Genomic DNA, 22,709 nt, shown 5'->3' with positions numbered 1-22,709 from the left:
AATATTGAAGATAGTATGTTACATTTTCATATTGAGTACAAAACTAGAGGAACACCTATCCCTCATACACATCGTTATTATGATAAAAAATTAAATTTAATCAATATCCGTTGAACCGAGAATATAACTATATAAAAAATATATATTTGCAAGTATTCTATCTGGAATTTTTTGGTAAAGAAATAACTGATTTCAGGATAAGTCATTTTTATTGTAGTGTTAGTTATCTTTCTTTCCTGTAGTATCACTTCATCATTTATTTGTAAAAATAATTGAGGAGTGTATACCATCAAATTAATATTTGGGGATTAATAAAGCACTCTCGTTTGGATGATTATGGATAAATGAATTGGCTATGCTTAAGGCTCATTTTAACTAAAACTATTACCTAAATAGGCATACTACTACAAAAGTATAACATCCTACTTAGGCATTAAAATTGATAATGCACTATAAATAACTAAATAAATATAGATTTAATAGTGCTGTAACAATCTTTGATTAAAGGTTAATATTCAAAGCCTCTTGCAACTGTTTTGCTTTCGCCACCGCTGTTGACTTTAATTTTGATGAAGCTATTTCGTGCAGACCTTCCCATTTAGCATCTTTGATGTAACCACGCAATGCAGCTTCTTTCAAATAAGCGGCATACTGTAACGATATATCTAAAATACGATTTGTCCAGACTGGTATTTTTTCTCCTCGGCTAACGAGATTACCAACAAAACGAACACATTCAATTAAAATAGGCCAAAGTAATGGTAAAAATTTAATTTCTTTTTCTAATGACCTAATAAGTTTTGCAGGACTTACAATGGGATTTTTTAAAAATAGTAAAATTGCTCTACGAACAGTTTCTTCATCAACGCGACTTGTTAAAACATAATTTTCAGCAAAATAGGCACCCTCGCCATCTTGAGCGAGAAGTCCAATAACAATTATTAATAAAGTATTCGATAATGCTGGTATTTCTGTACTAGACAATGGGCCATCTTCATTTTTTAACCAATTTCGATATTTGCTCACCAGTAAGGCTTTTTTATCATTATCCCAATGCAAATAAACACTTTCTTGGCTATCTGTTGTAAATTTAGGGTGTTCCATGGGAGCCGGATATGCTTGACATTGCCCTTCTATTTCTAAATCAAAAAACCAATTTGTTTTTACTATATGAAAAACACGGTCATTAATATCTGGTAGTTTCAATGTAAAAATGAAAGCGGAATTAGATTTGCTTTGCTCTAATAAATCAATTGAGATAATAGCGCCATCATCAAGTACCGGAATGTTTCTTTCTTTTTTAGGCCAAATTTTATCAAAATCAGTTATATTAACTTCATCAGAATTTTTTGATTTAACAGACTTAATGTCTGGTAATTGGGTAATAATATATTTTGCTACACTGATTGCCCGTGAACTACCTGTTTTTTCAGCTAAAGCTCTCAAACCTAAAAGATCCAGTTGGTTTGGCGACGCAAGTCCATTGGTAACTGCAAACTGAACTTCGGGTAAAAATTCTGCCATAGCATCTACAATTTCATCAGTTCCTGTTAGCAATCTCGACGCTTTTAAAGACGCTAAAATTAATTCATCTAAAATTGGCCATACCACTGATAAAAGTCCTTGATGTGCAATATTTGACAATGTTGCAACTAAGCTCACTAATTTAGAAGGAGTGTTATTTATCCAGTCTAGTAAGAAAACATCAGCAATTCCTGGTATAAGTAAACCTCTTCCCCATGCCTCATTCACGGCTAAGGCTATATCAGCTATTGCACGGGGTGATGCTGAACGCTGTGCAGCGAGAATATTCATTGCCGCGCCAGCAGTTAACAGTATTTGTCTCTTAGCAATTTGCCTAAAAATGAGTCCTTTTCCATGCTCCATTTCATTGAATGAGGAAACACTCAGTCGTATAGCAGCATCACCCCAGAGCGGAAACACAGAAAATGCATTAGTAGTCAAATCACCTAAAGAATCAAACCTTTTAGGAAAGTATTGTAATGATGGAGTGGTTGGAATTTTTATATCCCAAAAATATTCCTTATTATAATCTAATAAAACCTCATTTACTGGGCAATCAAGATAAGCTAAAACTATGTCACCAGCGTTAATAGGCATTTTTTTACCTGATTGTAAAATGACATCAACCTTTAACGTTTTTAATAAGTTTAAATTTTTACTACTTTGTGTTTTGGTATCCAAACGAGTTAAAGCTAAAAATATGTCCGCTTCAAGTGCATCAATATTATTTTTCTGGTATTTTTCTAGTCGCTTACAAAGATCATCTACTGTAATTGAAAGATCACTCTTACTAGGAGTTGATAAAATACAAGGCAATTGATCTAAATTTTTGCACACTACATAATTACGAGCATGCAATACTTCATGTACCATATCTTTCTGATCTGCTCCCCAATAGCCTTCAGGTTCGATTCCTTTCACCCAACAAGCAATCAAATTAAGTAGTACATCAACAGATGTTGGTTTCACCCCCGCCAAACTTGTTCGAGCCGATTGAGGATCGTTATAAGCGATCTTATTTGCAACAGCTAAAAATCTTTCAGCAACAGTATCACAAACAAACTCTCTTCGACTAACCAGTTCACTGGCAAGCTCTGTTAGTGCTTGAGGTGTAACTTCTTCCCAATCAAATTGAGGGCATGTCCATAAAGAGGGTGTTTTTTGCCAAAGATGTTTAATGTCCTGTGTATGACTTTCTTCATTTTGTGCATAATTGAGTTGCCAATGGTTAGCCAATTGACTAGCTAGCTTTGCAATAGATTTATCTTTATCGTCACACCATATCGCCAACCATGGTGTGAGTTGCTCTAAATCACTAGGGGCTTTTCTTGTCATTGCTGTTTTTAAAACTAACTGTTTTGTTGATTTAACCTTTGCTGAGAATGAAGCTATCATTACCTCATTTAAAAGTTCATCATCAACATTCTCAATCAATATAGGCGCAATTTTTGCAATTACATCTGATTCACCTTTGGCAAGTAAAGGAATCAAAACAGCTGTTCTTTCACATAACGTTGTAGTACTTATCCCTAACTCCTCTATTGCACTAACCCAAACCTTTCTATCCCCAGGTCGACTGGCAATATCTAACGCAAAAAAGATAAACTCTATTGCGTCGTGTTTTGAGAGCCAACCTTGTTTAACACCTTCGATAAATACAGAAAAGAATGGTCCAGTTGCAGGTACATTGACGGCAATCCCTATTTTAATATGCTCAGAAAATCTGCGTTTTATTTGTTTTTGTGTCGGTAACTCTTGAATCGATACTGCTCTTGAATAATCCTTAGCAGGTAATCCCATCGACAAAGCAGCATAAACTGACCAATCTTTCATATATTCGTAGCTTTCAGGAATAGCTAAATTTAACTGATCAACAAGTTGAACGGCAATATCACCAAATACACTTGAAGAGTGTTCAAATACTCTTCTTCTAGATACGCAAGCTTTGCTGATAAAGTTAGTCGCATACTTTTCACCCTTATCCTTAATAATAGGCAGTAATAAGGGCCTATCAGCAAAATAAGCAAACTCTAGAGCACGGGTGATAGAAACGCCAATCCTAATGGCATACAATGTGATATGTTTGAGATTGCATTCTATATACCCTTCGTTGGTGTAGGTGCTGTTTGCCTCTCTTTTAATAAGACGCTCCCAGTCTCCATTTTTTAGACCATTCAGCGCTATTTTTTGTTGTTCTTTTGTTCCTAGTGGTTGCTGTAATATGGTATCTATAGTTACTTTTTCCCATCGCAAAGAGTTAAAAATAGCAACGGCTTCTTCAAGCTTAGAGTTCATAAATACCTTCCTTGATTTGTACAGCTAAAACGTGCTTACAGGGGCCTTTTTTCTGTTGATTTTTAAGATACCAACTACATGTACATTGTGGATTACAATCCAATTGATTTGTAGGAATAGACACACGATAACTATCATCTGTAGAATTGACCATCCATGTTATCTCATCTATTTTTTCGACCTGATCAACTAAATTATGTGCACCAATAAGCCGTGGATTATCTTTTAAAACTCGGTTCGGATCTTCTGGTAACTCGCGATGAAAATAAGAACCTTCGTATGCATCAAACCCAAGTTTTCCACAAACGGCAAGATAAGCAAGTGCGCGCTCAATGCGATAATCCTCTAATGCTGAAGCATTTGACAATTGTTCTTTATTAATAAGCGCATCAAACTGTAAAAGATCATTCACTATTTTTGAATCTTTTTGTTCTGCTGATGAAACTAAAGAGGTTAACAATGCTCCTTCACCAGAATATCCTTGCCATGCTTCAGCTGTTAAGCTGAGTGTTAAACGAGCGCCCAAAAGGCTTACTTCAATCATGCATGGCCCCTGCTCGTTATTTTGCAAACAGTAAAAGGTTAAACTTATAATATTAGTTATTAGACGTTTAAGTGCATTAAGACGATGCAAGCCAGATATATAAACACTATGCGTATCGCTTCTAGGCATTAATTTAATACCTGAACGCGATAGTACAAGCCAACCAGATTGATTTTTACTCGTTACATTAGGTAGAGTACTCACAAACATTTGTGCTTGAGGTCCTTTTATTGTAAAAACTGGCTTCATGTTTTTATGGATTTCAGCGATATTGCCTAAAGCTCTTATCCACCGATTAGGCATTTGAACAGGCCGTTGTAAAATGATTTTATCTAACCCTTTGAGATGATTGCCTTTATCCTCTATATGCCGTGTTAGTAACCCTTGATCACCTATATTTAAATGAAGTCTGTCTTTACTATTAACCTTAGCAAGAGCTTGTCTTAAACCAATACCAATATCAACATTAGTAGTACCTCGATAAATCTCTCCATCAAGGCCTTCTCTTAATAAATCTAAACGTGCATATACCCCATTACAGGCAGAAAAACACTCTGCTCTTACACGATCGCCTTGCGCTGAAAGTACCGGATCTTTTTGAAACTCAGGCTTATACTGGCAATAGTTCGTAGAAGTAATGTCTGCTAATACAAGCAATCCTCTTGCAATAATTTGAGGGTAAAGCGAAAAACCAGAAAAAAATACCGGATGATGAACAATACCTGTTGGCGTCAAAGCAGGCGAAAGCGCTAAAGCTAGTGCTCCATCAGTAAAATTTGATTGCTGAAAAAAAGCTCGCACGGTTTTTCCTAAATAAAAAATTTAAACAAATACTAAAATAGAACCAATGCTACATATGATATCTTTTAAGATTATATAGTTTATTGATAATTAGTTTATCAAAAACCAACAAAAAAGTGAGTTTTTTTAAAGGGAAACATTGCTTTTAGCATCTATTTATTAGAAGATTATTTATATTAGAGTTTTTATGAAAAATATCTGTTTTTAACTCTTATCTACCAATTTTATTGGCAATATTGAACGCCAAATATTTGTACAATAACCAAATTAAAATACAATAAACAACAATCTTTACTGAAATGCATACTTAGATTATTTGTTGCATATAAAAATATAGGAATAGAACACATGAAAGAACTATTAAAAAAAATCACTATATTATCTTTGTTGTTTGCAGCCCCATTATTTGCCAACCCAACTACTGAAAACATATCCATATTTAAAAAACAGAAGGAAGTTTTAAATGATGGAATAGAATATTTAACTTACTCAGCAGATATTGATGATGGTCGCTTTGTATTTATTGTTAATAATTATTCTGATAAAAACGATTATTCCAGAGAAGCGGTTGCGAGATATATCGTCGGTAACAATATTTATCGTGTAGTTTTAGTTGAGTTTTGTGTCGCCGAAACTGATCTATGTGGTGAATTACCTACTTTATTAACCCCGGTAGAAAAATTTGCTGATACTTTCTATCATGGTGAAGATCCTACAAATTACATTTGGAAGATCACTTACGTCAAAAATGATAAATTAGTCACTATTGAAGAATTTTCTACAATACCTAAAGTAGGTGATTTGAATGATTTTGTTGGTAAAATTCCGTCAGAGGAAGATGAAGAGGAAGGTATGGACTCTTCTATAAAGTATAATGAACAAGATATTAATTATAAACCATACATTCTAGATTGGAGCTATGGACCTAAAGTCAAACCATAATGTAGAAAGCTAATTTCATTTTAAACTGTTCAAATGTATCAACAAGGTGAACTTTCTTACTATTTTATTTTTATGATATCTTTTTTTAAATAGTATAAAAAATGCAAACAATTGTTTGCATTTTGTTAGTTTATAGTTGATAACTACCATTTATAGTTAAGTGTTCCTACCACACTGCGTTCCGCACCGTAATAACATCAATAACAACAAGGGTATCTTGAATTTGGTATTCAATATCTTGAGCAATAAGCATACTAATTTAATTATCCATCCAATTACACTATAAAGTTATCCTATCTACCTATTCTGCTCCTATTTTCCCATTGTTCTGCTTGCATAGAATGCATTTAAAAATGCCAATACTATTGAGCCGATTACAACTGGAAAATAACCAAATTTTTTTGCAAGATAATAACTTAGTGATATCACGATAAATCCACATATAAAACTTGGTGCCGATTGAGCATTACAGGCAGTAGAACGTGCCTGTGAACTATCTGAGTTGTCCATTATGATGGCAGTAATCGCAATAGACATTAAAGGTAAACTAAAGAAGTAAAGAAAACAGGCTAAATAGACATTAAAAATATTAACATAACCTAACGAGATCGGGATGAATGCAAGTAAAGCAAACGCCTGAAAAAGTAATGAATAGGTTAAACTTTGTTTCCTAGATAATCGCTTGAGGATTTTTGCAACTAATATAACAGCCACTAAGCTAACAATGGATCCAAATACTTTTAATAAAATAGCAATATCTGATAATGCCCAACCATCATCGACAAGTATTGGTGATAATAGATTATAAGCCGGTAGGAAACTAAACGGCATAAGTATCAAAATAATTAACCAATTAATTCTACCTTTCCAGATGATAATCAGATCTTTCCAATATTTAGGATCCATATTTTCATATATTGGCTTATTTTGACAGTAACGGTACTCTGCAAAAAAGAAAAGTTGAATTAATGTAAATCCAATTAAAATAGCAATTAATAATAAACAACCCATCCAACCAATATAGGTATAAAGTAGTAAAATTACTCCGCCGCCTAAAATATTACCTATCATAGAACCACTGGTTTTGATACTGGAAATAAGATAACGCTGCTCGGCTAAAAAAATATTACAGGCTAATCCTGATATGGCTAATTCTTGAGTTGCAGTCATGGTCGAAAAAATAAAAATGATGGGTAAAATGATATAAAACTGTTGTATAGGATCTAACAAAGCTATAAATATTAAGCATACTAACATTAGCGTTAAAGAAATAAATAACCAATTACGATAATGAGATATTCGCCGTTTTAAATATTTATCAATAACCGGTGCCCATAGAATTTTTAACCCGATTGGTAACATCATTAAAGGAATAAGACTTAATTGGTCTAACTCCATGCCATCTTTCCTTAGGATTAAAGCTAAAGCGATAGTCAAAAAGCCAATACCAACATATTCTGTAATATAAAGACTTACAAATAATAACCATACATTTTTAGGTAATTTAATTGTTGCATTGTCATTCATTTACTAATTATCCTTTTGCAGTACCTATTTTGTGGTCATAATATTTTCATTAATACCATTCTTTAATAGTAAAAAATAAAACAAATTTAGACCTTTCATACATATAATATTTAACTGATTTATCAATAGGTTATTTGTGCAGAAATACCTACTTGTCGTGGTTGTTGATAAGTTCTATATCGAGAAGATGAGGACATAAAGCACAAGCTAAATAAACTAAATTTTGCAGTTATCTTTTTCATCCGAATATGCCACAGTTGATAATGATTTTCATTTGCGATCATATAGATTAAAAAATAAGCTGTCAAATAGCTGTTTTAAAAAAATCAATATTATTAAATTAACTTGATTTTATTCAGAAGGAATAACTAAAATTTATAATCAAGTTAAATGATATATAAAATAAAAAACCCTAGTTAAACTAGGGTTTGATATGTAGACAGATGAATTAATCTAAGTGATTAACTATTTTTTCTTAGCTTTTCCTTGATACTCAGCATAATACTCTTGAGCAAGTTTACGCATTGATAAGCCAATCGCTGCATATTGATATTCATTTAAGTTGGCTAATGAAGCTCGAGCCGAAGGATGCTGTACAGCAAATCCTTTACCAGGTAATAAAACCACCCCTGCCTCATCGGCAATTCTAAATAACATTTCAGACGGATTTTTATTTTTTAAGATCCATTTAGCAAATTTGTCATCATAAAGCTCACGACAAATATGTTCTAGATCAATTAAGGTATAGTAATCAACACTATTTTGATCAGTATGATGCGCAAGTCCTAAATGTTGATATAACGAAGCCGCTCGACGACGGATCAATGATTTTAATGCAGCTTTATAACTTTGATCGGTATCCATCATCTCACACAAAGCAAATAACACCATTTGTACTTGTTGTGGAGTTGAAAGCCCAGCAGTATGATTTAACGCCACTGCACGACTGTCGGCCACTAAACGGTCAATAAATTTTAGATTTTCAGGATCAGTTACAATAGAACTATAGCGTTTATTTAAAATCTGTCTCGTTTTGCTTGGTAATGCCTTAATTTTTTTATCGAATATATTATCACGTGCTGTTGCAATAACACCTAAACGCCAACCGGTTGCCCCAAAGTATTTAGAAAATGAATAAACTAAAATGGTATTTTTTGGACAAATAGCAAACAAGGATTGGAAATTATCAGCAAATGTGCCATAAACATCATCAGTTAAAATAACTAAATCCGGACGTTTTTTCACAATATCAGCAATGATCTGCAAGCTTTTATCATCAATTTTTACTGATGGAGGATTAGATGGATTTACTAAATAAAAAGCTTTAATAGCAGGATCTTCTAATTTACGTAATTCAGCTTCTGGATATTGCCAATTGGCATCAGGATCAGAATTAACTAATACCTCTACTAATTGATAATCATTAAGCTCTGGAATTTCTAAATATGGTGTAAAAATAGGTGCGCCAATGGCAATTTTGTCACCTTTTTGGATTAAGTTATTTTCTTTCATAGAATTGAAAATATAAGCCATTGCTGCTGTACCGCCTTCAACGGCAAACAGATCCAGATCATCACGACCAAGATATTGTGCCCCCATTTGTGTAAGCACATATGCTTTAACTACCTCTTCACTAAAGCGTAACATTCTATCTGGCACAGGATAATTACAACCTAAAATACCTTCCACCATCTCTTGTAAAAATGCATTTTCATCTAGGCCAAGCTGATCGCGAATATAAGAAAATGCTTTACCTAAAAATGACACACCCGGAGTTTGATAATTTTGACGAACAAAATGTTCAAAACGACCAGTTAAACCAGCCTTAATTGGCATACCACCGACACCTTCATTCATATATGAAAAAGACATTTCGGATTCTTGTAACGCAAAAACACCAAGTTGAAAAAATGCTTGTCGTGGCCATGTTGCCAAAAAATTAGGATTACCACGCCCCGCATTTAACATCACACGGTCAGTATGGCTTTGTGCTAGTTTAATTAAATTATCTTTCAATTCAAAAGGACTTAAATTCGCGTATTTCGCATATTCATTATTACTTTTCATAACCATGTATCCTTAATTTGAGATGTCAATTAAACAAAAGCAACAACTAATGGTCCCAATAATGTTAGGAAAACATTAGCTAAAGCATAGGTAATTGCAAAAGAGTTGGTAGGCGTTGAGTTACCGGCTTTATTTAGTACTTCACCAAAAGCTGGATTTGCACTGCGAGAACCGGCTAAAGCGCCAGCAAATACCGCTGAATTTTTATAACCCAAGACATACTTACCAAAATAAATTCCTAGTAACATCGGCAATAAAGTCACCACAACACCGATTAAGAATAATGAAAGACCTTGATCTTTAATCGTATTAATTGCTTGTAAACCTGAACTGAGACCAACCACTGCTACAAAGCCAGCTAGACCAAAATCTTTAAGTAATTGCACTGCTCCGGTTGGAATATTTCCAACAGTTTGATGTAAGGAGCGATACCAACCAAACAATAATCCTGATAATAATGCACCACCACCTGCACCTAAAGTGATTGGAATATCACTGACTCTGATCACAATAAGACCAATAATAAGTCCAACTACCAGACCTAAACCATGGAATATCCAGTCAGTTTTTTCACTTTTGGTAATCGGAGCACCAATTCTGTCAACCACACGCCTTAAATCACCATCGGTACCATAAATGGTAATAACATCACCTAACTTAAATACCATATCATTATTTAATGGCAATGGTTGTCCATCACGATGAACAGCAATTAAATAAATACCATGCTTTAACTTCATCACTTCATCAGATGAAAGCACTTGCGTTAAATTTTGACCGACATATCGAGTATTACGCATTTCAACATCTTGGGTATTCATCACCACATCCATACCCTGTGCTGAATTCACTTCTTCACCCAATAAATCAGTTGCAGCAATCATGGCATCACGATGACCAACAACTAAAATAATATCTTTGGCTTTTAATAAGGTTTCAGGTGCAGCTTCAATAATACGATTGCCACGTTTGATTCGCTCAATACTAATACCATTAATCACCTTTTCTAAACTTTCAACGGTTTGATTAACCTTATTAGTAATACGATATAAGCGACCAGTTACATCAGATAAAGCAAAATTTTGACCACTACCTAATAAAAGCGAGCCATGTAATTGTTCTGCTTCGGCCTTAATTGCATCGTCGTTAATTTCTCGCCCCATAATTTTTGGCAAAATGTTAACACAGACAATAATCGCACCCAGTGAACCGAAGATATATGTCACCGCATAGCCAATAGTCACATTACCTTGTAATCGACTTAACTCTTCTGGGCTTAAACCTAGCTGAGTTAACGCATCTGATGCCGTTCCCATAATAGCTGATTGGGTTAATCCTCCTGCGGCTAAACCAGCAGCAAGACCTTTATCTAAATGGAATAATTTGGCTAACACCACTACCGTTACAAAACCGGCAACAGCAATAAATAACGCTAAAAAGATTTCACGTAGAGTTTTAACTCCTAATGAACGGAAGAATTGTGGTCCACTTTCGAACCCGACTGCATAAATAAATAGAGCGAAAAGCACAGCTTTAACGCCAGCATTGACAGTAACACCAAATACACTTAATGCAACTGCCACCAATAATGAACCCGCAACCCCACCTAATTGGAATTTACCGATTCGAATTCCACCAATCAAATACCCTAAGCTTAAAGAGAGAAATAAAAGTATTTCGGGTGAATGCTTAAGTCCATCTAAAATCCAATTTGAAAGCCATTGAAACATAATAATTGTCCTCAAGTGCTAAGATTTATGAAATAGAAAAAGATAGAAAAGAAAAGATTGGAACTTGAATAATATTCATACTAATTTATGAATATGGATATATTTTAAACTTCAATACCAAGAATAGATAGTTAATTTTAACGATTAATATTATTGTCAGTAAATAACATTATATTGTCAAAAGTAGTGAATGGAAAAATATAATATCAATAATGAATTCAACATAAAAAAGCCCAAACAAATTTTGGGCTTAGTGGTTCATTCTTTGAAAATAAAAATTATTTTTAGATTAAATTTTTATTTAGCTCTGAAAAGACTTTCTCTAATTTTAACATCAAGATTATTTACCCAACGATTGTAATTACGATGTACTTTTCCTTTACTATCTTGCAAGTTTGGACTAACAGACACGTAATTGATTGAGTAACTTGTTGCAGAATAAGGGATATCAACTACAATTTCAAATTTACGGTTGAATAAATGACCTCTAATTGTATTGCTATTTAAGACTTCCATTTTCCAAGTACCGAATGCTGCTTTACCTTTTGTTCCACTATCTAAAATAGCTTGTTTAACCTGTTCTTTAGTTAAACCACTAACAGGGGTAGTGATATTGTGTGGCGCTTGATATTTACCGGCACAACCAAATAATAGTGAAACTAAGAAAAATGCAGCAATATATTTAAAAAATTTCATTGTTTACTCCTTTAAGATTATTTTTATTAACGTTTTTTACATATAAGTAAAGTATGACCAAATCCAAGTCCATCAATATCTTTCTCAACGTGAAAACCAGCTTCATTTAAACATTGATAAAACACTTTAGAATGATAAAAACGACTATTACCGTTAGCTAAACAGGTAAAATAGAGAGAGGAAGCATTTAAGCTTAAAGCTCCTGCTTCAAAATTTTGACGATCCCAAAAAAGATCCATAATACAGACTGTAGCATCATCATGCATACTACGATGGATTAATTTTAATATCTGGGTAATTTGATCCAAACTAAAGCAATCTAGAAACTGACTCATCCACCATACATCTGCTTGATTGGGTAAAATTTGAGCATCCAATAAATTAACAGAGACACCATCAATACGATCATCATAACCTGCTTGTTTGATGTTTTCGTTAGCGACAGCTATTTGTTCAGGTAAATCTAAGATTGTTACTTGAATTTTCTCTAAATGCTTAGCACAAAAAATCGCCCATTTACCTGTGTTTCCACCAATATCATAAATATGTTTTGGTTTTAATTGAATAATATAAGGCAAAGCAGCAGGAAAAGAGTGATCCGAATAAAAATGATCGAACTCGAACCAACTTTTTTTAGCTTGTTTTGGTAATGATTGTAATATTGGATAAATCGTTTTTCCCTCACCAAAAATTTTCAAGCCGCTTGGTTCACCCTTTTCAAGCGCTTCTTGAAGAAAAAACATGCTTTGATAGCAAATATCTTGGGAAAAATTGAGGTTAACTTCTGTCATTTTGTCATGTAATAAAAAATGACCTATTTTACCTAAAATATAGTTTGAATCTTGTTGATAAATGACACGTATGCTAAGTGCAACATCTAACAGTAGTTCAATTGCGTAAGAAGATAAAGAAACTTTTTTAGTTAGGTCATCTAAGTTAATACCATTTTTTCCAGCCTGATCAATTTGAGATAAAATCCCATGATTTTTCATAGCGATGATTGCTTGGAATAAAATTGGTGCAAAGGCAATTTTTTGGGCTTCTGTAATTGCTTCTAATGCAGTATAAATTTCTTTATTAAATCCATACTTGCTGTTTTCTTGTTCTGTCAATCTCTTGCCTTTTTATTGTTTTACTGTATTGTATAAATTAAATTTGATGTTTCTCAAGAATTATTGATTTAATAATATTACAAAAAGTAACTAAGTAAAGAATTAATTAAAAACATTACTATGAAATTTTCTTTTTCAATCGAAAATTGGTTTGCTTTATCTGCGGGTTTATCTTCTAAATCTGACTGGCAATTATGGTCAAAACAGATTAACCACAATTGGGATTTACCACTACCCAAACTCAATAAACTACCTATGATGCAAGCAAGGAGGATGAGTATTTCATCACGCCTAGCAGTTGAAGTTGGTTTGGAGCTTATTGAAAATAACAAACTTGACTTAGCAATATTCTCAAGTAGGCATGGTGAACTTGAAAGAACATATAAAATACTTACAGCATTAAATCAAAATGTTGATATTTCACCAACTGACTTCGCATTATCAGTACATAATACAGCATCAGGATTATTCACGATTATTGCCAAACAAAAAGTGCCCGTCACTTCACTTAGTGCAAATGATGATAGTTTTCAGCAAAGTTTGTTAGAAGCACTACCGATATTACTTCAAAAAGATAAAAAAGTACTATTAATTGATTTTGATGGTATGATACCTCAATCTTATCAAACAATTGTTCACCAATTAATTCCTTACTATGCGGTAGGATATATTTTAACTAAAGGTAATCAATTTACTTGTCAAAGTATTGAAAAAACATCACAATCAAATCAAATCGACTATCCTCAATCGTTAGCTTTTTTAAATGCATTTTTAAATAAACAGCAACAATTCATCATAAAAGGTTTATCTCAAGATTGGCAATGGACTCTCAATACATAAAAAAACGAAAACCATATACCTTAAATCAGTGGTGGCGATTATTCGCAACTGCATTGGGTTTTATTATATTTGGTCTTTATGGGTTAATCGTTCTTTCGATAATCTGGTTTAGTTTATTGAGGTTATTCGTATGGAATAAACAAAAAAGAACAATAATTGCTCAATATAGCATTAGTATAAGTTTTAAAGTATTTTTGTGGATAATAAAATATCTAGGTATTTTTAATTATCAATTTACAGGAATTGAAAAATTAAAACACGATGAAGGATGTTTAATCATTGCAAATCATCCCTCTTTATTAGATGTGGTATTGCTGGTATCCGTTATGCGTAGATGTGATTGCTTGGTTAAAGGAGCTTTACTTAATAATATTTTCATCAGTCGCATTATTAAAACGGCAGGTTATATTCTTAATGGAGAATCAAGCAGGATACTACCACAATGCAACGAAATCTTATCTAACAAGGGTAAAATTTTGATTTTCCCAGAAGGAACAAGAAGCATACCCAATAACCCTATAACATTACAAAGAGGTGCTGCAAACATAGCATTACGTTGCCATGCAGATATTCGAATCATACATATTCAATGCAATCCACCTTGGTTGATAAAACAACAAAAATGGTATGACATTCCTAAAAGAAAGGCAGTTTTCAATATCAATGTCGGTGAAAAGATTAAAATTGAAGACTTTTTAGACCAAAATACCACTATTGCCGCAAGAAAACTGACAAGACATCTTGCATCATTGTTAACTCTAGAACAATTAAAAGAATAACAGATACAAAGGAAATAAAATGGAAACTCTACATCATGATATAAAGGCATTAATAATTGATGTTCTTAATTTAGAAGATATCACACCTGAAGATATTGATACCCAAGCTCCACTATTTGGAGATGGATTAGGTTTAGATTCAATAGACGCACTAGAACTAGGTCTTGCGATCAAAAATCAATATGGTATTGTTTTATCATCTGAAAGTGAAGAAACCAAAAAAGCATTTTACTCAGTTGCAACTTTAGCTGATTTAATTAGTTCTCAACAGTAATAAGGAAGTTTTTTAATGGATAAGCAACAAATTTTTCAACAAGTTCAATCTGCACTAGTGCAACTTTTTGAATTACCTGCCGATCAGATTAAGCCAGAATCTAAACTTTTTGAAGAATTAGACTTAGACAGTATTGATGCTGTAGATTTAGTCGTACATTTACAAAAAAAGATTGGTAAAAAAGTCGATCCAGAAACATTTAAAGCAGTTAGAACCGTTCAAGACGTTGTTGATGCAGTAGACAATTTAATGAATACCAAATAGCATAATGAATAAGGTAAAGTTAATAATAAAAGCAATAACAGGGGTTATCCTGTTTTGCTACCCTTTAGTTATTTACTTATCTTTCAAATATCAAGTAATCAATATTGCTATTTTATGTATTGTTACATTGTTAATATTGAGACTAATTACATTACCCAATTTATTTTCAAATATAGGTTGGTTAGCTAAAGTTGTAACGTGCTTTGGGTTGTTATTAGCATTAATTAGTTGGATATTTAACGAATTTCAATTCTTACTTTATTACCCTGTAGCAACTAACCTACTATTCTTAATCTTTTTTGGCTACTCATTATATCAACCACAAAATATTATTGAAAAATTTGCCAGATTAAAAGAAGGTAATTTAACACCGAGTACAATTAAATATACAAGAAAAGTAACTATTTGTTGGTGTTTACTTTTTATATTAAATGGTTCAATTGCACTAATTACATGTTTCATTAATGATATGTATTGGTGGACAATATATAACGGATTAATAAGTTATATCTTTACTGGACTATTAATGGGGGGAGAATGGATTGTTCGTCAAAAACTAAAACATTAGTTTTATTATCGGAGCAATTATTACGCCCTGATTATGAAATAATAGCATACAGAAAACACCAACCACTAACAGTTGGTGATTTAAAAAAACTAACCAATACTATTATCAGCAAAATCAGAAAACATCCAGAAAAAAACTGGGTTTTATTCATGGATGACAGTTTTAATTTTGTTGCTGGACTTTTCGCTCTCCTATATTCAGGAAAACATCCACTGCTACTAAATCCTAACTATATTGAGTTACAACACTATTATCAGGCAATATTAACTGATATCGATATCGCAAATATTAATTTACCAACTACGCTACAAATCATTGATATCAATCAGCCTCAACTAGATGAGAAAATTAGTACAATCAATCCAAACTTTAAACAAACATCATTGACATTATTTACTTCAGGTTCAACTGGATTACCCAAACCAATTGAGAAATCAATTTCTCAACTTGAAAATGAAATTGCGATATTAATAAATAATTTAGGCGGACCAACCAATGATCTATTTGTTGCTTCTGTGTCACATGAACATATGTATGGGTTAACTTTTAAAATAATGTTATCGTTAAGTTGTAAAATACCTTTTGTATGCGAAACAATACTCTATCAAGAACAATTAGCAACTTACCAATCAAAAAAAATAACTTACATTACAACGCCATCAATTGTTAAAAATTTAGATAATAAATTACCGATTATTAAGTGTGAAAATGTGTTTTCTTCTGGCGGAAAACTGAGTTTCGACAATGCTCAATTTTGCTTACAAAATTTCAACGTATTACCTTGTGAAATTTATGGTTCAAGTGAAACAGGAATTATAGCAAAAAGAAAGCAAAAATCGTTAAATACGCCTTGGGAACTTTTTTATCCAATTCAAATAAAATACACCTCAGATCATCAACCACTGTTGATATCACCATTACTGCAGCAAGCTGAATTACTAAGCGATAAATTACAAAAAATAGATGATACGAAATTCTATTTAAAAGGTCGCATAGATAAAATAGTCAAGATTGCCGAACAGCGCCTATCCCTTACATTTATAGAAAAGCAAATAAATAAACTAGCAGTAGTTGAAGAAGTAATTGTTATTCCATTAGAACAAAACAATCGAACTATTTTAGGCGCCATTATCAAAATAGACTCAACCAACAGTAAAGAGATAGATAACTTTAACCACTTTAAACTTACACAATATTTTCGACATTTAATAAAAGATACATTATCATTAGTTGAAACGCCCAAAAAATGGCGTTTTATTGAAAATTTTCCGAAAAATTCACAGGGTAAATGCACTTATACTGACTTAAAAGCATTATTTGATGCAACAGATAAGATATGAAAAAAGAGTTAGCCACAGAAATAAACATTATAAAAACTGAAACAGAAGCTAATATTGAAATGACCATACCATCAGATCTTTTTTGGTTTCAAGGGCATTTCCCTACACAACCAGTATTGCCTGGGGTGACACAGCTTAATTGGGTCATTAGTTATGCCCAAAAGCTATTCAATTCTAATTTATCAATATCATCCATTGAAGTAGTAAAATTTCAATCACCGATATTACCCAATGATCATCTAAAATTAACCTTAATTTGGGATAAAGACACCCAAAAGCTAAAATTCACTTATAGTTTTATTACCCAGTACAATAACAATAAAATAGCAAGTACAGGAAAGCTTACCCTATGTCAGTAGTAGTACCGCACTTGTCTGATAGTTACTGTTTTATTATCCCTTGTTATAATCATAGTGATGCATTAGTCAATGTACTCAAAAATATTGAGCAATACCATATTCCTTGCTTTTTAATTGATGATGGTAGCGCATATGAGCAAGCACAAAAACTAATTGAAATCAGTAATCAATACCCATGGGTAAATTTAGTTCGATTATCTTCAAATAAAGGTAAAGGTGCGGCTGTTATGTGTGGGTTTAACCATGCATTTAATCAAAATTTTGATTATGCCATACAGATTGATGCTGATGGGCAACATGATAGCAAAATTGTAAGGCAACTTATCGAACAATCTAAATTAAACCCGAATGCATTGATATCTGGTTGTCCTGTCTATGATGATTCAGTGCCAAAACATCGCCTCATTGCAAGGTATATAACCCATTTTTGGGTATGGATAGAAACCTTATCTTTTAATATAAAAGACAGTATGTGCGGATTTCGTATTTATCCTTTAAAACCAACATGTAAACTGATAAAACAATACCAAATTGGTAAAAAAATGGACTTTGATACCGACATCATGGTTCGATTATATTGGCAAGGCATCGATTCAGTTTTTGTACCAACTCATGTGACTTATCCCATTGATGGAGTTTCTCACTTTAAAGCCTGCAAAGATAACCTATTAATTAGTTGGATGCATACACGACTTTTTTTTGGCATGTTGCCACGAATACCAAAATTAATAAAACATAACCGATTGAAGAAAAATAAAAGTACGCACTGGTCACAAACTGAAGAACGCAAAGGTCTATTTGGTATTAAATTAATTTTAATGTTATATCGCCTATTAGGTCGTCGAGCGGCTCAAATAATCATGTTCCCGGTAATTAGTTATTTCTGGTTAACTGGAAAAAAACAACGTCAAGCATCCAAAATATATTTAGAAAAAATTCTTAAACAATATCAAAATGTTCCTTTAATAGAGAAGAAAAAATTAACTTCTTTCCAACATTTTCAACATTTTGGTGAATCACTCTTAGACAAACTTGCCAGCTGGCAAGGTGATATAAAACTTGATGACATTTATGCACCGAATAAAAACGAATTTTTAAAGTTAGTTTCGGAACAAAAAGGCATTATATTAATTTGTTCCCATCTAGGTGATATTGAAATGTGTCGAGCACTAGCTGAAATATCACATAATGTGAAAATTAATGCCCTAGTCCATAAACGTAATGCAGTACGATTTAATCAAGTATTAAAACAAGTTAATGAAGCTTCGATTATTAATTTAATTGAAGTCGCAACTTTAGGTGCAGATACAGCCATATTACTTCAGCAAAAACTAGAAGCTGGTGAATGGGTCGCTATCATTGCAGATAGGACTTCGGTTAATCCATATCAGAGAGTACCCGAAAACTCAATTATTTGGGCAAACTTTCTTGGTAAACCTGCTCCCTTTCCTAAAGGACCGTTTGTATTATCTTCTGCATTAAAATTTCCTGTTTACTTTTGCTGGGGATTAAAACCAAACGGGCGATTCCAAATATACCTTGAACACTTTACTGATGAGTTAAAACTATCAAGAAAAAACAGACAAGAAGAACTTGAACAAACCGTACGGTTTTACGCTAATAGGCTAGAATATTATTGTCTACAATCACCACTTGATTGGTTCAATTTTTTCGATTTTTGGCAATTTAATCCACCTGAAACACTTAGAAATAAAGATGAATAATTTTAACAACTGCTATATCACAATCGACTATACCCCATCTTTTCATGATACTGATGCTATGGGTGTTGTTTGGCATGGTAATTATCTTAAATTTTTCGAAAAAGCTCGCGAAGCCTTATTTAGAAAATTTAACTATGGTTATAAAGAAATGATTGATTCTGGTTATCTATGGCCTATTGTTGATGCCAAAATCAAATATACCGCACCAGCGCTAGCTGAACAAACTTTAGAAATTAATGCCAAACTTGAAGAATATGAGCATAGAATAAAAATAAGCTACCTAATAAAAGACAAAAAAACAGGTAAAAAAACGACATCAGGCTACACAATTCAAGTTGCTGTATCGGCTGCTAATCAAGAAATGACCTTTGTCACACCTGACATATTTTTGCAATGTTTTGGATTAATCAAATGAAAAAATACCTTACTATTTTATTCTCGGCACTACTATTAACCTTTTCAACTATATCCAGTGCAATAACGTTAACTGATTTACAACAGTTATTTAGTAAAAACCAAGTTGTTCGTGCTGATTTTGTTCAAGATCGCTATATTAATGGTTTAACTGCACCCATTCATTCAACAGGAAAAATGATCATATCCAAAGAATTAGGATTATGGTGGCAACAAAAGACACCTTTTGCGATGACATTAAAAATGAATCAACAACGGATGGAACAACGAATAGAAGGCCAAGATCCAGAAATTATAACTGCTGAAAAACAGCCACAACTTTTTCAATTTAACCATCTCTTAACAGCAATTTTCACTGCCGATAAAGATATGCTTGAAAGTAATTTTGATATAACGCTAACCGAACAAAATAAATATTGGACCGTAACACTACAACCAAAATTAGCGCCTTTAAACAAAATTTTCAAACAGATAATTCTCAATGGTAAATCTTATTTGGAAAAAGTTACCATTAATGATATGCAAAATGATAAAACAGAGCTGACATTCGCAAATCATAAAACAATGAAATTAAGTCAAAATGAACAATTGTTATTCCGATAATCGATTAATATTAACAAGAAGAGCAATTCTATGGTTAATAATAGTGATCTGTCTGATTTTTACTGCATATAATCTTTTAGTTAGCAGTAAAATCAATAGTAGTGTTTTATCTTTATTGCCAAAAGAACAAACCAACAATGTTCCAACTGAACTCATTGACGGCTTCCAAAATCGATTGGACAAACAGTTAGTCTGGTTAATTAAGCCGGAAAATAATGAATTAGAACCTGTAAATTGGTGGTATCAAACTTTAAAAAAGCAATCTTTTATCGGTGAAGTAAATGGTTATTTCGACGAACAATTTCAAACAAAGTGGGGAGAGTTTGCATTCAAATATCGCTACCAATTGCTCGATACGAAAACCCAAGAAAGATTAAAAAATCATACGCAACTAAATTGGATTCAAAGCCAATTATATTCTCCTTTTAGCGGGATAAGTGCGACTGAATTAGAAAATGATCCGCTTTTACTAACACGCTCATCACAATTGAATCAACTAGCAAACTCAGGTGGATTAACTATCCAAAATAATTGGTTGTCTGGACAAGACAACCTAGGCAATCAATGGTATATGATTTACGCTGAGTTAAATGATTCATCATTTAATATGAGTCAATCAAATCAGATCACCTCTCAGTTAAATGATCTTACCAAACAATTACATGAACAATGGCCAAGTGTTGAAATTTTAAAAAGAGGTGTGCTGTTCTATAGCGATTATGCCAGTAGTGAAGCTAAAGATGATATCACCACAATTGGTAGTCTATCAATTATCGGTATTGTAATATTAATTATTAGTATATTTCGATCCATAAGGCCGATAATTCTATCTTTACTGTCAATTTTTATTGGTTTAATTTGTGGTTTAATTGCGGTTTTAACTCTATTTGGTGAAATTCATATTATGACACTAGTTATGAGCACTAGTGTCATAGGTATAACCGTTGATTATTCACTTCACTACTTAACAGAACGACTGTTACATGGGAATCAAGAATCACCTTATGCCAGTTTAAAAAAACTAATATCAACGCTAACTTTAGCATTATGTACAAGTTTTATTGCTTATATTATTTTACTAATTGCACCTTTTCCTGGTTTAAAACAGCTATCCATATTTGCAGTATTTGGCTTGATAGGTGCTTTTTTAACCGTTATATGCTGGTATCCATTACTAGTTAACAAATTGCCTGTCCGTGAACATGTTGGTTATAAATTATTAAATCGCTGGTTAAATTTATGGCAATATAAACAGATGCAATGGTTAATGGTATCGATTGCAGTATTATTTATTGGTTATGGCTTAATTAATTTAAAGGTCGATGACGATATTGGAAAACTACAAGCATTACCAGTACAATTACAACAACAAGAACAAAAAATTATCAGCATCACCCATCAGACAACTGATCAAAAATGGTTTATCGTGTTTGGTGATACAGCTGAACAAACCTTGCAACGACTAGAACAATTTTCACTCAAACTTGAACAAGCCAAATTAGCAGGTTATTTTGAACAATATCAAAGTATAAATTTACCTTCGATACAGAAACAACAACAAAATATTGAATTAGTAAACCAATACAGTCCAGAAATTTTATCCTCATTAACGCAAATGGGAATTAAAACTAAGTTACCTGACCTTAATAAGAAACAAGCGATTATTACACCAGAGCAATGGCAACAAAGTGAACTTAGTCAAGGTAGAAAATTACTTTGGTTAACTTTACAATCAGGACAAAGTGCTACATTAATTCCAATAAGTGGTATTAAAAATATTAATGAAATTAGAAAATTATCTGACGTTGATCAAGGTATTCATTGGCTTGATCGCCGAGATGAATTTAACACTATGTTTGCCTTCTATAGAATACACTTATCCCAACTTATTGCTGGTGCTGTAACCATTATTTGCTTGTGCTTTATATTTTATCATCGTAAATATGGTATAAAAGCAGCATTAAAAAGCACATTGCCAACCTTATTATCGATTGGTATCGCATTAGCTATGCATGGCATAACTAACCAAACACTTAATTTATTTTCAATGTTAGCACTAATTCTTGTTATTGGTATTGGTATCGACTATAGTTTATTTCTTAGTAATGATAAAAGCCAAACCCAAAGTGCGTTATTAGCCGTCACAATGGCAGCACTAACCACAATATTATCTTTTGGCTTACTAATAATAAGCCATACTGTTGCAATCAAAGGTTTTGGATTGGTATTAACCAGTGGTATTTTTACTGCTTTTTTATTTGCGCCATTAGTTATCAATAATAAATAAAACGAATAATGAAATATTA

The 22,709-nt window shown here is 32.6% G+C and carries 19 protein-coding genes; 12 read left to right on the top strand and 7 right to left on the bottom strand.

Going from position 1 to position 22,709, the window contains the following annotated elements:
• Window positions 1–501 precede the first annotated feature (501 nt).
• Window positions 502–3,819, bottom strand: coding sequence for a hypothetical protein (locus tag H3U97_RS00650; RefSeq protein WP_198197553.1), 3,318 nt, complete (start codon window positions 3,817–3,819; stop codon window positions 502–504).
• On the bottom strand, window positions 3,809–5,164 hold the full coding sequence (locus tag H3U97_RS11505) for an SWIM zinc finger family protein (RefSeq protein ID WP_198197551.1): 1,356 nt from the start codon (window positions 5,162–5,164) through the stop codon (window positions 3,809–3,811). Before H3U97_RS11505 ends, H3U97_RS00650 begins: the two co-directional genes overlap by 11 nt.
• A gap of 348 nt (window positions 5,165–5,512) precedes the next feature.
• On the opposite strand from H3U97_RS11505, the gene H3U97_RS00640 reads away from it, so the two are divergent.
• A complete protein-coding gene (locus H3U97_RS00640) occupies window positions 5,513–6,106 on the top strand; it encodes a hypothetical protein (protein WP_198197549.1) in 594 nt (197 codons plus the stop codon).
• 312 nt (window positions 6,107–6,418) lie between these two features.
• Here H3U97_RS00640 and H3U97_RS00635 read toward each other — a convergent pair whose 3' ends face one another.
• The 5 genes from H3U97_RS00635 to H3U97_RS00615 form a co-directional block, all read right to left on the bottom strand.
• Window positions 6,419–7,633, bottom strand: a complete 1,215-nt coding sequence (locus H3U97_RS00635) for an MFS transporter (protein WP_198197547.1) — start codon at window positions 7,631–7,633, stop codon at window positions 6,419–6,421.
• Between the two features lie 465 nt (window positions 7,634–8,098).
• The gene (locus H3U97_RS00630) at window positions 8,099–9,700 is read right to left on the bottom strand and encodes a bifunctional aspartate transaminase/aspartate 4-decarboxylase (RefSeq protein WP_198197545.1); all 1,602 of its coding nucleotides are present in this window, start codon (window positions 9,698–9,700) and stop codon (window positions 8,099–8,101) included.
• Window positions 9,701–9,729: 29 nt separating this feature from the next.
• The gene (gene aspT / locus H3U97_RS00625; RefSeq protein ID WP_198197543.1) at window positions 9,730–11,430 is read right to left on the bottom strand and encodes an aspartate-alanine antiporter; all 1,701 of its coding nucleotides are present in this window, start codon (window positions 11,428–11,430) and stop codon (window positions 9,730–9,732) included.
• 297 nt (window positions 11,431–11,727) lie between these two features.
• Window positions 11,728–12,126, bottom strand: coding sequence for a hypothetical protein (locus H3U97_RS00620; RefSeq protein WP_034904273.1), 399 nt, complete (start codon window positions 12,124–12,126; stop codon window positions 11,728–11,730).
• Window positions 12,127–12,152: 26 nt separating this feature from the next.
• Window positions 12,153–13,238, bottom strand: coding sequence for a class I SAM-dependent methyltransferase (locus H3U97_RS00615; RefSeq protein ID WP_232343698.1), 1,086 nt, complete (start codon window positions 13,236–13,238; stop codon window positions 12,153–12,155).
• 120 nt (window positions 13,239–13,358) lie between these two features.
• Here H3U97_RS00615 and H3U97_RS00610 point away from each other — a divergent pair, with 120 nt between their 5' ends.
• Genes H3U97_RS00610 through H3U97_RS00560 form a run of 11 tightly spaced genes read left to right on the top strand, consistent with a single transcriptional unit; the run spans window position 13,359 to window position 22,690 of the window.
• Window positions 13,359–14,078, top strand: a complete 720-nt coding sequence (locus H3U97_RS00610; protein ID WP_065578620.1) for a beta-ketoacyl synthase chain length factor — start codon at window positions 13,359–13,361, stop codon at window positions 14,076–14,078.
• Window positions 14,060–14,857 carry a lysophospholipid acyltransferase family protein gene (locus H3U97_RS00605; RefSeq protein WP_065578619.1) on the top strand — a complete coding sequence of 266 codons (798 nt, stop codon included), beginning with the start codon at window positions 14,060–14,062 and terminating at the stop codon, window positions 14,855–14,857. The genes H3U97_RS00610 and H3U97_RS00605 overlap by 19 nt, the downstream gene beginning before the upstream one ends.
• Window positions 14,858–14,876: 19 nt before the next feature.
• Window positions 14,877–15,131 (top strand): phosphopantetheine-binding protein, encoded by a 255-nt coding sequence (locus tag H3U97_RS00600; protein WP_065578618.1) that lies wholly within the window; start codon window positions 14,877–14,879, stop codon window positions 15,129–15,131.
• A 15-nt stretch (window positions 15,132–15,146) separates the two neighbouring features.
• A complete protein-coding gene (locus H3U97_RS00595) occupies window positions 15,147–15,395 on the top strand; it encodes an acyl carrier protein (RefSeq protein ID WP_034904287.1) in 249 nt (82 codons plus the stop codon).
• 4 nt (window positions 15,396–15,399) lie between these two features.
• Entirely contained in the window at window positions 15,400–15,963 is a 564-nt protein-coding gene (locus H3U97_RS00590) for a hypothetical protein (RefSeq protein WP_034904284.1), read from the top strand.
• A complete protein-coding gene (locus H3U97_RS00585) occupies window positions 15,933–17,303 on the top strand; it encodes an AMP-binding protein (RefSeq protein WP_086365035.1) in 1,371 nt (456 codons plus the stop codon). The genes H3U97_RS00590 and H3U97_RS00585 overlap by 31 nt, the downstream gene beginning before the upstream one ends.
• A complete protein-coding gene (locus H3U97_RS00580) occupies window positions 17,300–17,662 on the top strand; it encodes a hypothetical protein (RefSeq protein WP_034904374.1) in 363 nt (120 codons plus the stop codon). Before H3U97_RS00585 ends, H3U97_RS00580 begins: the two co-directional genes overlap by 4 nt.
• Complete coding sequence (locus tag H3U97_RS00575; RefSeq protein WP_198197541.1) at window positions 17,653–19,386, top strand: glycosyltransferase; 1,734 nt, start codon at window positions 17,653–17,655, stop codon at window positions 19,384–19,386. Before H3U97_RS00580 ends, H3U97_RS00575 begins: the two co-directional genes overlap by 10 nt.
• Entirely contained in the window at window positions 19,379–19,801 is a 423-nt protein-coding gene (locus tag H3U97_RS00570; protein ID WP_086320580.1) for a thioesterase family protein, read from the top strand. Before H3U97_RS00575 ends, H3U97_RS00570 begins: the two co-directional genes overlap by 8 nt.
• Window positions 19,798–20,403 (top strand): outer membrane lipoprotein carrier protein LolA, encoded by a 606-nt coding sequence (locus H3U97_RS00565; RefSeq protein ID WP_165755097.1) that lies wholly within the window; start codon window positions 19,798–19,800, stop codon window positions 20,401–20,403. Before H3U97_RS00570 ends, H3U97_RS00565 begins: the two co-directional genes overlap by 4 nt.
• Window positions 20,381–22,690: an MMPL family transporter gene (locus H3U97_RS00560; protein ID WP_232343697.1), complete on the top strand. Its 2,310-nt coding sequence runs from the start codon at window positions 20,381–20,383 to the stop codon at window positions 22,688–22,690. Before H3U97_RS00565 ends, H3U97_RS00560 begins: the two co-directional genes overlap by 23 nt.
• Window positions 22,691–22,709: the final 19 nt, after the last annotated feature.

It is taken from the genome of Gilliamella sp. W8128 (assembly GCF_016100545.1).
GTDB lineage: Bacteria > Pseudomonadota > Gammaproteobacteria > Enterobacterales > Orbaceae > Gilliamella > Gilliamella apis.
The sequence above is the reverse complement of the archived record's forward strand: the minus strand, read 5'-3'. Positions and strand labels throughout refer to the sequence as shown.

What these genes read in the sequence shown, in the direction of transcription:
- H3U97_RS00650 (WP_198197553.1), bottom strand. Translation starts at nt 3,819, where the DNA reads ATGAACTCTAAGCTTGAAGAAGCCGTTGCTATTTTTAACTCTTTGCGA.
- H3U97_RS00640 (WP_198197549.1), top strand. Translation starts at nt 5,513, where the DNA reads ATGAAAGAACTATTAAAAAAAATCACTATATTATCTTTGTTGTTTGCA.
- H3U97_RS00635 (WP_198197547.1), bottom strand. Translation starts at nt 7,633, where the DNA reads ATGAATGACAATGCAACAATTAAATTACCTAAAAATGTATGGTTATTA.
- H3U97_RS00630 (WP_198197545.1), bottom strand. Translation starts at nt 9,700, where the DNA reads ATGAAAAGTAATAATGAATATGCGAAATACGCGAATTTAAGTCCTTTT.
- aspT (WP_198197543.1), bottom strand. Translation starts at nt 11,430, where the DNA reads ATGTTTCAATGGCTTTCAAATTGGATTTTAGATGGACTTAAGCATTCA.
- H3U97_RS00620 (WP_034904273.1), bottom strand. Translation starts at nt 12,126, where the DNA reads ATGAAATTTTTTAAATATATTGCTGCATTTTTCTTAGTTTCACTATTA.
- H3U97_RS00610 (WP_065578620.1), top strand. Translation starts at nt 13,359, where the DNA reads ATGAAATTTTCTTTTTCAATCGAAAATTGGTTTGCTTTATCTGCGGGT.
- H3U97_RS00605 (WP_065578619.1), top strand. Translation starts at nt 14,060, where the DNA reads ATGGACTCTCAATACATAAAAAAACGAAAACCATATACCTTAAATCAG.
- H3U97_RS00600 (WP_065578618.1), top strand. Translation starts at nt 14,877, where the DNA reads ATGGAAACTCTACATCATGATATAAAGGCATTAATAATTGATGTTCTT.
- H3U97_RS00595 (WP_034904287.1), top strand. Translation starts at nt 15,147, where the DNA reads ATGGATAAGCAACAAATTTTTCAACAAGTTCAATCTGCACTAGTGCAA.
- H3U97_RS00590 (WP_034904284.1), top strand. Translation starts at nt 15,400, where the DNA reads ATGAATAAGGTAAAGTTAATAATAAAAGCAATAACAGGGGTTATCCTG.
- H3U97_RS00585 (WP_086365035.1), top strand. Translation starts at nt 15,933, where the DNA reads ATGGATTGTTCGTCAAAAACTAAAACATTAGTTTTATTATCGGAGCAA.
- H3U97_RS00580 (WP_034904374.1), top strand. Translation starts at nt 17,300, where the DNA reads ATGAAAAAAGAGTTAGCCACAGAAATAAACATTATAAAAACTGAAACA.
- H3U97_RS00575 (WP_198197541.1), top strand. Translation starts at nt 17,653, where the DNA reads ATGTCAGTAGTAGTACCGCACTTGTCTGATAGTTACTGTTTTATTATC.
- H3U97_RS00570 (WP_086320580.1), top strand. Translation starts at nt 19,379, where the DNA reads ATGAATAATTTTAACAACTGCTATATCACAATCGACTATACCCCATCT.
- H3U97_RS00565 (WP_165755097.1), top strand. Translation starts at nt 19,798, where the DNA reads ATGAAAAAATACCTTACTATTTTATTCTCGGCACTACTATTAACCTTT.
- H3U97_RS00560 (WP_232343697.1), top strand. Translation starts at nt 20,381, where the DNA reads ATGAACAATTGTTATTCCGATAATCGATTAATATTAACAAGAAGAGCA.